The organism is Shewanella oneidensis MR-1, assembly GCF_000146165.2.
In the GTDB taxonomy this organism is placed as follows: Bacteria; Pseudomonadota; Gammaproteobacteria; order Enterobacterales; family Shewanellaceae; genus Shewanella; species Shewanella oneidensis.
The window spans coordinates 877,081-889,112 of record NC_004347.2 but is presented as its reverse complement, the minus strand read 5'-3'; the positions used below and the strand labels follow the sequence as shown (position 1 = coordinate 889,112).

General features: G+C 47.1%; 4 protein-coding genes, 1 pseudogene and 1 riboswitch. Of the genes and pseudogenes, 2 read left to right on the top strand and 3 right to left on the bottom strand.

Annotation, left to right across the window (positions count from 1 at the left end):
- Positions 1 to 36: 36 nt before the first annotated feature.
- The 3 genes from SO_RS04035 to SO_RS04025 all read right to left on the bottom strand — a co-directional run bounded on the left by SO_RS04035 (position 37) and on the right by SO_RS04025 (position 7,897).
- Positions 37 to 1,053, bottom strand: coding sequence for a response regulator (locus SO_RS04035; RefSeq protein ID WP_011071150.1), 1,017 nt, complete (start codon positions 1,051 to 1,053; stop codon positions 37 to 39).
- A 61-nt stretch (positions 1,054 to 1,114) separates the two neighbouring features.
- On the bottom strand, positions 1,115 to 6,412 hold the full coding sequence (locus SO_RS04030; RefSeq protein WP_011071149.1) for a PAS domain S-box protein: 5,298 nt from the start codon (positions 6,410 to 6,412) through the stop codon (positions 1,115 to 1,117).
- Between the two features lie 126 nt (positions 6,413 to 6,538).
- Positions 6,539 to 7,897: an alanine/glycine:cation symporter family protein gene (locus SO_RS04025; RefSeq protein WP_011071148.1), complete on the bottom strand. Its 1,359-nt coding sequence runs from the start codon at positions 7,895 to 7,897 to the stop codon at positions 6,539 to 6,541.
- A gap of 154 nt (positions 7,898 to 8,051) precedes the next feature.
- Positions 8,052 to 8,175, bottom strand: a riboswitch (glycine riboswitch).
- A 376-nt stretch (positions 8,176 to 8,551) separates the two neighbouring features.
- Between SO_RS04025 and SO_RS04020 the strand changes: the two are divergent.
- A pseudogene (locus SO_RS04020) lies at positions 8,552 to 9,073 on the top strand (ABC transporter ATP-binding protein); the annotation flags it as partial.
- A 151-nt stretch (positions 9,074 to 9,224) separates the two neighbouring features.
- Entirely contained in the window at positions 9,225 to 11,918 is a 2,694-nt protein-coding gene (locus tag SO_RS04015; protein WP_011071146.1) for an ABC transporter permease, read from the top strand.
- The last annotated feature ends 114 nt before the right edge of the window (positions 11,919 to 12,032 follow it).

The following is a 12,032-nucleotide window of genomic DNA, read 5'->3' as shown; positions in this document are numbered from 1 at the left end:
CGTTGAATCAAAAGGCGCCTGAGGCGCCTTTTGATATTAATGCTCGAAGTAAGTGTTTCGAATCGCAATCACCTCAGGTAGGATTTGCTTAAACTCCTCCACCAGCTTAGGGTCGAAATGCTGCCCAGCTTGGTTTTCGAGTAGTTCCATCGTCGCTTCAATGGTCCAAGGCTGCTTATAGGGACGCTGTGAAGTCAGCGCATCAAACACATCAGCAATCGCCACAATCCGCCCTTCAATGGGAATATTTTCCTCTGATAAACCATTGGGATAACCTGTCCCATCCCATTTTTCGTGGTGCGTTAATGCAATTCGCCGCGCCATTTGTAGCAGCGGATCACCATGTTCGCCGATAATTTCTGCGCCGATTACAGCATGCTGCTGCATGATTTTCCATTCCTCAGCATCCAGCTTCCCCGGTTTTTTAAGTACAGCATCGGGCGTGCCGATTTTACCAATGTCATGCATAGGCGAAGCGTTATACAGCAACTCACAAAAAGTGCTGGGCAAACCTAATTTAATCGCTAAAAGCCGGGCATAATGGCTCATGCGCACTACATGCAAGCCTGTCTCATTATCTTTATACTCGGCGGCGCGACCAAGGCGACGAATAATTTCGAAGCGGGTTTCTTCAAGTTCTTGGGTACGCTCTTTAACTTGCTGTTCCAGAAGGCGCTTTTGATCGTATAACGCTAAGTGCGTTTTCACTCGAGCCTTGACGACTGGCGCACTGACGGGTTTTGTAATGTAATCGACGGCGCCCAACGCAAAGCCCTGTGCTTCATCGGCAACCTCTGATAAGGCCGTCACAAAAATCACCGGAATATGGCAAGTTAATGGCTCTTGCTTAAGGAGCTTGCACACTTCATAACCATTCATTCCGGGCATCATGACATCGAGCAAAATTAAATCAGGCAGTGTTTTGGTCACAAGAGCTAATGCTCTGGGGCCATCAATCGCTACTTTGACTTTATAGTCCTCACCGAGTATGCCCACCAAAATATCGATATTTTCGGGTGTATCATCGACGACTAATATTGTTGCCTTATCCATCAACACGTTCACCTTTCCTGTGGCTTTATCAATAGTCAATACAGCGCTTGATTGACCGCTTCTACGTTAACTTAGCAAGCACTTCATCAATCAAATCGACGGCTTCATCGAATTGATATTGGTTAATCATCGTTAGCGCAGGGCTAAGCTGCTGCCATAACAGAGCACTCATTTGGGGTTTAAGTGCATCCATTTGCGTTACTGCATCTGAATCAGCATCTTCTAAGCTTTGGCGTAATTGCTTTAAGGCAGCAATCAAGGCATCTTTCGGTAAATGCTCTGCCGTTGACGTACTTGTTTCCTCAAACTGAGGTTTGGCCTTTTCTATCGCTTCACATATTGATGCGACTAAAATTTGGATTTGGTCTAACTCCACTTGGTAGTCAGCATTTTCACTTAAATGGAGCTCCAGTTGCCGCGCCAACTCCGCAAGCTTTGAAGAACTGAGATTGCCCGCCAGCCCCTTAAGGGTATGCGCCATCCGCACCGCATCTTCACGCTTATTGCTGGCAAGTGCCTTGTTGATCTGATCAACAACGTTACGTTGACTGGTTGCAAAACGATCAAAGATCCGTTGGTAGAGACGCTTCGAGTTTTGCACTAACTGTAAGCCTCTATCGATATCAAGCTCTGGGTGCTCAGGCCATTTAACCACTGACTCCACATCAAGATTAAGCGGGTTAAGTGATTCATTGACAACAAACTCTGCATTCTCCAGAGACGGTACTGGGGCGCCTAAATATTTCAATAGGGTTTGATACAGTAAGTTGACCTCAATTGGCTTGGCAATGTGATCATTCATCCCAGCTCTTAAACACATTTCCTTATCGCCCGCCATAGCATTGGCGGTCATAGCTATCACGGGCAATTGCGCCAACTCGGGCCTTTGTCTAATTGCTTTCGTCGCCTGATACCCATCCATCACAGGCATTTGGCAATCCATCAACACCAAATCAAAACTCTGCTGAGCTAATTTATCCAACGCAATTTGACCGTTGGTCGCAATGGATAAAATAATCCCCACTTGCTCTAAAAACTCAGTAGCCACCTCAAGGTTCATTTCGTTATCTTCGACTAACAGAATACGCTTACCTTTAAGGGGCAATAATAACTCAGGCGCAATATTGTCTTGATGGCGCCTAACGGGAAGAATCCCTGAGCGACCAAGGGCATTCATAATGCCGTCAAGTAATCTCGATGCACTGATAGGTTTGCTGATATAGCCTGCCAAGCCGAGTTGCTCAATTTGAGTTAAGAAATCTTGATTGGCATGGGCTGAAACCATCAAGATCCGCGGGGCATTTTTTGTTTGTTGCTTAATTTGTTTTGCAGTTTCAATCCCGTCAAGATTCGGCATTTTCCAGTCAATCAATGCCACAGCATATTCTTGCTGGCTACAACGCATAATTGCCTCGTCGCCAGAACGCACTGTATCTACGTTAAAGCCCATACTCTCCAACGTGGTGCGCATAATGTCCCTTGCGGTGGCATTATCATCGGCAACCAATATGGACATACCATCAAGCTCTTGTCCTACAAAAAGTTTTTGACCACTGGAGATGCATAATTTAACGGTGAAAAAGAAAGTACTGCCATGACCGAGTTGGCTTTCGACGCCAATGCTGCCGCCCATTAATTCGACCAATTGTTTAGAAATGGCAAGTCCAAGCCCTGTGCCACCATATTTACGGGTGGTAGAAGTGTCGGCTTGAGTAAAGGACTTAAACAGTTTGGATTGTTGCTCTTGAGTTAGCCCAATACCACTATCCCGCACACTAAAACGTAACACGACGTCATCGTTTTGCTGCTCGACCAAGCTCAGAGACAGTAGCACCTCCCCACGCTCGGTAAATTTGATCGCGTTATTCATCAGGTTAATCAGCACTTGCCCCAATCGCAGCGGATCCCCTAATAAATGGCGAGGAACATTGGGCGCAACAGCAAACAACAATTCGATCTGCTTTTGCGCCGCCCTTTCGGAGAACATATCGCTTAAGTCTTCAAGCATAGTGTCGAGTTGGAAAGACACATTTTCGATATCAAGCTTGCCCGCTTCAATCTTAGAAAAATCAAGAATATCATTAATAATTGACAGTAAAGATTGAGACGCACGCTCAATTTTTTCGAGATAATTTTTCTGCTTCTTATCGAGTTGCGTTTGTAAACAAAGCTGCGACATACCAATAATGGCATTCATCGGCGTACGAATTTCATGGGACATATTCGCGAGGAAGTCGCCCTTGGCTTTACTGGCTGCATCTGCCTCGTCTTTAGCGACAAGCAATTCATCTGAAAGCAGTTTTAATTCAGTCATATCGACCATACTCACCACTGCTGATTCAAACTGGTTCTGGCTGTCCAACAAGGTTGAAACGTTAACCGTCATCCATAAAGGCTCACCAGAGGGGCGAACAAAACTTCTCTCGCCTCGGTAATGATCAATTTTGCCTTCAACAAGCTCCTTAAATTGTGCTTTTGCAACGTCTTTATCCTGCGCACTCAACACGTCAAAGATAGGCGTGCTCCGTAATTCATCGCGGCTAAGTCCCATATCTTCACAGAATTGGTAATTACAATCGAGGATAAGTCCCTTAATATCGACATTGACGATACCAATGGTTGCACCATCAAATAGCGCCTTGAAGTGGGCTTCACTTACTGCAAGCTCTTCTTCAATTGATTTTCGCTCAGTCACATCCATCACATAGCCGTTCCAGATGATGGATCCGTCATCGGCATAATGCCCACTGGCACCCGCTTCCATCCACCGAATACCACCATTAGGATGGCGATAACGAAACTCGCGGATCCATCGCAATTGATCATCGCTCTTGCCCGCGAGTGCGCTTATGACTTCAGGACGCTCTTCATCAAAAATCCGCTCAGCAATAATATTAAAGTCACGCAACAGCTCTTCACGGTGTAACCCAAGCATTGCCAATGCGGCGCCCGATAGGAAGGTAAAGCTGCGATCAGTTGGTGAAACCCAACGCAACTGATACACAGTACAAGGGATGGATTCAGTGATATTGGTTAATTGCTGTCTTGAGGCTTCAATCTCATCAATGGCTAATTTACTTTCAGTAACGTCGTCAATACTGCCATCGAACCACAAAGGTAACCCTTCTTCAGAATAACTAGCCTTACCCTTTTCGTGCACCCAGCGAATACTGCCATCGCGATGACGGATACGATATTCGACTTCAAAGGTTTCCTGCTGTGCCAGTGCTCTTTCGATATGCTGGTTGCACAGTGCGCGATCATCTTCCAATATCAGTGAAGTAAACGTCCGTTGACGATTTTCAATAAACTGGCTGGCCGCATAGCCAGTGATCTCCGCAATGTTGTCGCTAACATATTCAATGACCCACACCTCGCCAATGCGAGTACGGTATACCGCACCAGGAATATTGGTGACAAGACCTCGAAAACGTAATTCACTATCACGGATCTTTTGTTCAACCATTATTTTTTGGGTCATATCACGAATCGAAGCAGCCACTTGGCGACGACCATCAAAATCACTCGGTAAAATGCTCAAGGCAATTTCGGCAACGAATTCACCGCCATCAGATTTAAGTGCGCGCACATGGCGCGCACTTGCCATTGGCCTATCACGCCCTTCACGCAGAAAGTCTAGCCTTTCCCCCGTATGTAGATGCCTTAATTCTTCAGGTAGCAAGGTTTCAATTTGCAACGCCAACATGGCTTTCGCATCATAACCAAAGAGCTGTTGGCAGCGGCTATTACTAAAGACTATTTGACCATTCTGATCAACAATCAACATGGCTTCAGGCGCGGCCTCAAGCACAGCGTTAGACCAAGCGGCAGCAGAAAACTGTTCAGTCACATCGGTAAATAGCATTTCCACCGACATTAATTCGCCAGTGTCTGACACTAAAGGCTGCATAAAAACATCCAGCCTCCTCGCTTGCCCTTTGGCATCCACTAACTCAATTTGGTGGGGAGGCACATTCTGCCCTTTGAGCGCGAGATCGGTATATTCCCAGTTTTTCTCGTTAAGGGGGTTAGCCGAAAACAGCCTTTGATATTTGCGCTTAAGTAATTCAGGCGGTATTCCCAATACTTTTGTAACCCCTTCACTCACCTGTGCAAGTTGCCCATCTGGGTCAAGCGAACAGTAGAAGGACTTATCACTCATGCCATCAATTAGGCGAGCGAAGCGGTTACCGCGGGAATCTAAAATCGCTTGTTCACGTTCAGCAAGCAGCGCTGCCATTTGGTTAAAGGTTTCGCTTAAGGTCACAATCTCGCTGACGGCGCCTTTAGGGATGGTTAACTCTTGGGCCTTACCTTGACCGAAGGCCAAAATACCGGATTCGAGCGCTTCGAGTGGACGGGTTAAACGTTTAGCCGCGATATAACAGGTCAGTAATAGCAGTAAGGTTAACAAGCTTAAGTTGAGGATTGCAGAGGCGATATCGTCCAGCAGAGAAGCAAACAACTCGTGCTTCGGCACCATCACAACTACACGCCATTTTAGCTTCGCCACCTCTGCAACGCTGGCAAGATAAACAGTACCTTTATCATCAACAAAACTAGCTTGCCCAGCCTGTCCATCATTTAATAGGGTTGCAAAGGCAATATTCTTGATGTTCTGTTTATCCAACCATCCAGAAGAAGATGCTGCCAAGACCTTTTCTTTATCACTATGGAAGATAAGCCTGCCTTGGTCATCCAATACCACTAATCGACTAGGTGCAATACCCAATTGCTCAGGTAATCTATCTAAGGCTAAATCGACAGTTGTGACCCCAAAATAATCCGGCTGAACGCCAAAGGGCACAGCATAAGTGATCATTAACACATTACCTGCGCCCTCGTCGAAATAGGCTTTAGACCAGTAGCCCCCCACTTGGTTAATGGCTTTTGACCACCAATCCCAATTACCATCGGTGTAGTCATACCCATCAGCGCCAATATCTAAGTAATTAAAACCGCTCCCACTTCGGTATACATAGGGAGAAAAAAGTTTTTTATTGGGAAAGGTATTGGGTTTAAACGCAATGGCTGAGCCAAAAAAATCAGGGTTACGTTGGATGCGATTTGTTAGCACCGTTTTCAGTTTTTCAGGATTGTTAATATCATCCTTATCGGCTAACAAGCCAATAAAATCAGAAAGCCCTTGAGTGTTCGCCTGAGCATGTTCGAGCAAAAATTGTAAACGAGAGGCAGAATGAGAAGACTCTTGAGCCAGATTCTCATAAAGCCGTTTCTCAATAGAAAGGTAATTAAACCAAGAAGTAATCCCATAAACGGTAGCCATGATTAAAATCAATGGCAGCGCTATATGGGATAGGATCTTGCTGCGGAAAGTACGAAGTTTACTTTTATCCATGGCTTCGCCTCAAAGTCCCCGTTTTAACCCCCCTAATTTGGGGTGCTCTTATAAAGTAAACGAAGAACTCGGTGGCGACAATCTTAAAGTTAAAACAGTGTCAACTAATATATTGTTTTAAAAACGTTAATAAATAGGGTTTAGTGTACTGTTTGTGAATGTTCGAACAAAATAGCTTTGCGTTTCAGCAATAATGATGTGCCGCAATCCAATAATTGCAATTAAGTTCGGTATAGCCATTAAGCCATTCACCGTGTCGGCCAGTAACCAAATGACATCGAGCTTAATAAATGCTCCACCAGCAATCAGGCCTAAAAACACGATTTGATAGGCACGCAACCCTCGCTCGCCCACTAAATAGTACCAGCAACGCTCCCCATAGTAGTGCCAGCCTAAAATCGTCGTAAACGCAAAGCAGACTAAGGCGATCGTGACTAAATACTGGCCGATGGCCGCGGAGCCACCTAAGCTAAACGCCGCACTGGTCATTGCCGCACCTGCGGTGTCACCGCTCCATACGCCAGTGATGATGAGCACTAGCCCCGTCATAGTGCAGATGATAATGGTGTCAAAAAAGGTCCCCGTCATGCTCACCAAGCCCTGCTCGACGGGTTCATTAGTTTTAGCTGCCGCGGCAGCAATGGGGGCGCTGCCTAAGCCAGACTCATTCGAGAAGACCCCGCGGGCAATCCCCATTTGAATCGCTTGCGCCACGGTCGCCCCCAAAAATCCCCCCGCCGCAGACACAGGCGTAAAGGCCGACTCCACCACTAATTGCAACGCAGGTAAAATCGCTTCGGCAAACCCCAATAAAATCCACACACAGGCCAACACATAACCAATTGACATCGCCGGTACTAACTTTTGCGCCACATTAGAAATACGCTTAACCCCACCTAAGGTCACAGCCGCCACCAGCAGGGTTAGCACTAGGGCAGTCGTCCATGTTGGTACATCAAAAGCAATGGTTAAGGCATCACTTATCGCATTCACTTGGGCAAAAGTCCCAATACCGAAAAACGCTACTCCCACGCCAAACAGCGCAAATAACTTCGCCATCCAACGCAAACCGAGGCCACGCTCGATGTAATACATCGGGCCACCGGCAATCTGTCCACGCGCATCCGTGGTGCGGTATTTTACCGCCAACATACACTCGGCATACTTGGTCGCCATACCAAAGAAGGCGGCAAGCCACATCCAAAATAAGGCGCCAGGACCGCCCATCTTAATCGCCGTTGCGACCCCAACAATGTTGCCCGTACCTATGGTGGCAGACAATGCAGTACAAAGCGCGGCAAAGGAAGATAGATCCCCATGCCCCTTAGCGGGTTTAAACAATAGGCTAAGCGCCATTGGCAGACGAAAAACTTGGATAAGCTTTAGTCGCGTAGTGAGATAAACCCCTGTGCCAACTAACAAACAAAGTGTGATAGGACCCCAGACAATACCATTTAGGCTGCTGAGCAAGGCTTGAAAATTCATGATATTCCTCAATTATTAAACAACTTAAATTAATAAGGGAGGAGGAAAAGAAATGGCTGTGACACAACGCTGTCAGCCTAAAGAAATACCATCTCCCCAGCCAATAACGGCAGGAAAATAGCCCACAAAGACAAACGACAGAGACTGTGCAGTCATCCTCTCCTCTGTCCTTTTGCCTGAGCGTTTCGCGTCGCTTAACAACACAGCGACACTTTCGCCTTCGGCGCCACCTATTATTGCAAGTTAATGCAATCGGTAGTCTCTCCAGAGGCTCGTCCAGTAACAGTCCACGCCTTGCGGCACCTGAAAGAGTGCTTTGTTTATGGAATGCTTCCAACAACAAAGTTGCCTCGTCGGTGTGGGGTTAATTCCCCACTCTCCTGCTACCTTCATCCGAACGGATTGTTAAAACGATAGCCAGCTATCGCTTAACAGGGCACACAGCATGCAACAAACACCACAATAGCTCAAGCCCATTTGCTCACAGAATGCGTGTCCAAAACCACAATTACAGAAAATTTAAACAATATAAAACCTAAGTCTGAATCCATGCAAAGTGAACCTTAAGCACCAAATAGCAGTATCTATCAGAAGATAAAATGTTTTATCTTTAGTCGGTCGCCTAGATTAGATATCGCCAGAGTGGAAGGATAAATGTCAGAAGTCGCCAAGCTTATCCAAGTGAGTAAAAGTTTTCGCGACGGCGAGCAGCGCCACACTGTGCTGCAAGCGGTCGATTTAACTTTGCATCAAGGGGAGACTATCGCACTCACCGGCCCAAGTGGCAGCGGTAAAAGCACTTTACTGAATCTGATTGCGGGCTTTGAAACCGTAGACAGTGGCCAGATAGTGCTGAATCATCAATCCACCACCAAGTGGCAAGATAGGCAATGGAGTGAGTTTAGGCGTACCCATTTAGGCGTAGTATTCCAGCAATTTAATTTACTGACACCGCTAAATGTTAAAAATAATATCGGCTTTTCTCTGTACCTTAACGGTGATAGCTGGAATCCTTGGTGCGATTACTTGGTGGAAAAGCTCGGGTTAGCGGCATTGTTAAATCGGCAGGTTGAAGCACTTTCCGGCGGACAACAACAGCGGGTCGCGATAGCCAGGGCATTAGCCCACAATCCGAGTTTACTGCTGGCCGACGAACCCACAGGTAACTTAGATGACGAATCTGGTAAACAGGTGATGTCACTACTATGCGAACTTGCCAAAGAGAGCCAAACCAGCATTTTGATGGTCACCCACAGCGAAGAGTGCGCCGCCTTTATGAACAAACGCTGGCATCTGTCCCACGCCGCAGTGTCCATCTCTGGCTAGCATGATGAATAACGCACTGCTAGGACATAAAGCCAATCCATACCACCACTTAAGCAAGAATGGACAATGGCTGCGTATTACTTGGGTACTCAAGGTATTTTTCGCCCATTATCGCCACGCGCCATTGCAGGCTGGGGCGATTTTACTCGGAATCGCCCTCGCCGTGACGCTGCTCATCGGGGTAAAAGCCACCAACGATAATGCGATTCGTAGCTATAGTGAAGCCACAGAGCTATTAAGTCAGCGGGCCGATGTACTGCTGACCTCACCCGTTGGCCAAGATAATCTCGATGAATCGGTGTATTTCAGTTTAAGACAGGCTGGGATTAGCCAAAGTCTTGCGGTAGTCAGTGGCAGAGTTGCTGGCCAAAACGGCCAGTATTGGCAAATTGAAGGCAGCGATATTGTCGCGGCATTGACCGCCACATTAACCTCAAAAAACACTTCACCATCCTCAAATAGCAAGGCAACGGCTAATTCTGCTGTCTCCATGGGAGATCTGCCCCTTGCAGCCCTAATGAGCGGTGAGCCTGTGGTGGTGATGAGTGACAGTCTGGCCAGTAAAATCGCCCCCAATGGCCAGCTCAGCCTAGCCCAATCCATAGCCCCATCTACCCTAAAAGTGATCCGTGTCGATGATAGTTGGGGACTTGGCAGCGCCATCTTGACCGATATTTCCCTCGCCCAAAACTTACTTGGGATGCAGGGCAAACTCAGTTATATCGCCCTATTTAGCGATAGGGATAAGCTAGCCGCGTTAAAACAACGGCTCGACACCTTAGGTATCACCCCAGATCTCGCCAACTACAGTCAGCAGGATCAAGGGCAAGCCTTAATGGCGCTTACCCGCAGTTTTCATTTAAATCTCAATGCGATGAGCATGTTAGCCTTTGTGGTTGGGCTATTTATTGCCTATAACGGCGTGCGTTACAGCCTGATGAAACGCCAACGTTTGCTGATTCAACTGCTGCAACAGGGGCTAAAACGACTCGACGTGATGCTTGCCCTGCTCGCCGAATTACTATTTTTGGTTATCTTAGGATCGGTCATTGGGTTTATTTTAGGCTTACAACTCAGCCATTGGTTACAACCTATGGTTGCCATGACGTTAGAACAGCTCTACGGTGCCCACTTGCTGCCGGGCATTTGGCAATGGCATTGGTTAGCACAGGCGATCGCGCTCACCTTAGTGGCAGCGCTTGCCGCTTGCTTGCCCTTATATTTTGATCTTACGCGCCAATCCCTTGCCCAAGGCGCTAACCGTTATCAACAAACTAAGGCCCACAACCAAACCCACCAGCGGCAATTTATCTTAGCCTGTGGGTTACTCGTACTCGCGGCGATACTGTTTCCCTTCAGCCAAAGTTACAACACCAGTTTGATATTACTAGGCATAGTGACGGTCGCGATTCCTCTGCTGTTGCCCCAAGTATTGCATTGGGGAGTAAGCTTACTGCTCCCCTTCACTCGCCCTGGGCTTAAGCACTATTTGCTCGCCGAAACCCGCGAGCTTATCGCGCCACTTTCCCTTGCGATGATGGCCATTTTGCTGGCATTAAGCGCAAATGTGGCGATGAATACCCTAGTGGGCAGCTTTGAGCAAACCCTAAGAAGTTGGTTAGAAACCCGCTTACATGCCGATTTATACCTGCGCCCCAGTGCTAACCGTATGGCTGATGTACGAGATAAATTAAGCCAAGATCCTCGTGTCAGCGGCCTATATCAACAATGGCAAGTCGATGCAGAGATATCGATCCAAGGCCCAACGCCTCAAACGATCCCCGTGAATCTTATCAGCCGTGATGATGAGTCAATCAAGTACACAAGTACACTCAAGGACAGTTTACCTGACCTATGGCAACGCTATTTTGGCGGACAATTTGTCTTGGTGAGTGAACCAATGGCGATTAAGTATCAGTTGATGCTGGGCGATAAAGTCACTTTAAACGTGCTCGATAAAACCACCAATAACCAAGTGGTTATCGCAGGTATTTATTACGATCATGGTAATACCCGCAATGAGCTCATTATTAGCCATCAACTGTGGCAACAGGCACAACTGCCACTGTTACCCATTAGCCTTGCGGCCAGTTTTTATCCTCTGGGACAAGCTAATAAATCATCCTCATCGGTGCTAACTCAACCAATACCCACGAACGGCAAGCGCAGTGAAGCCGAACTGGATGAACTGCAAATGCAGCTCGCCACAGAGCTGGAGTTGGCTCAGGCGCAAATTTATAGCCAAGCCAACATAAAGGCCCAAGCCATTGCTATGTTTAAACGCACTTTTTCAATCACGTTAGTGCTCAATAGTTTAACCTTGCTGGTGGCCGCCATTGGGCTATTTAGCGCCTGCTTAATGTTAACTCAAGCACGGCAAGCGCCACTGGCACGGCTTTATTCCCTAGGGGTGAGTCGCAGTAAACTTCGTACTATGGTATTTAGCCAAATGCTACTGGTTGTGGTAATCACTTGCCTGATTGCGATGCCTACGGGCGCTCTGCTGGGGTATTTATTAATCGATAAAATCACCCTGCAAGCCTTTGGTTGGACCATCCCAATGATCTGGGACTGGTTTGCTTATACCAAAGCCATCCTTATCGCACTAGTGACTTGTACCTTAGCCGTGCTCTTACCGCTTTACTGGCAAACCCGCAGACCGCTAATCGCCAGTTTGCAGCAGGAAACCCTATGAACAGTCGTCCATATACCATTACCCAATTGAAAGTGAATGGTTTATTCGCAATGAGCTTGCTTAAGTGCCGTACAAACGCACGCTTAATCAGTCAACTCATCATCGGTGGATTAC

Bases quoted from the DNA above. Each gene is read 5' to 3' on its own strand.
- SO_RS04015 (WP_011071146.1), top strand. From the start codon at position 9,225: ATGATGAATAACGCACTGCTAGGACATAAAGCCAATCCATACCACCAC.
- SO_RS04030 (WP_011071149.1), bottom strand. From the start codon at position 6,412: ATGGATAAAAGTAAACTTCGTACTTTCCGCAGCAAGATCCTATCCCAT.
- SO_RS04025 (WP_011071148.1), bottom strand. From the start codon at position 7,897: ATGAATTTTCAAGCCTTGCTCAGCAGCCTAAATGGTATTGTCTGGGGT.
- SO_RS04035 (WP_011071150.1), bottom strand. From the start codon at position 1,053: ATGGATAAGGCAACAATATTAGTCGTCGATGATACACCCGAAAATATC.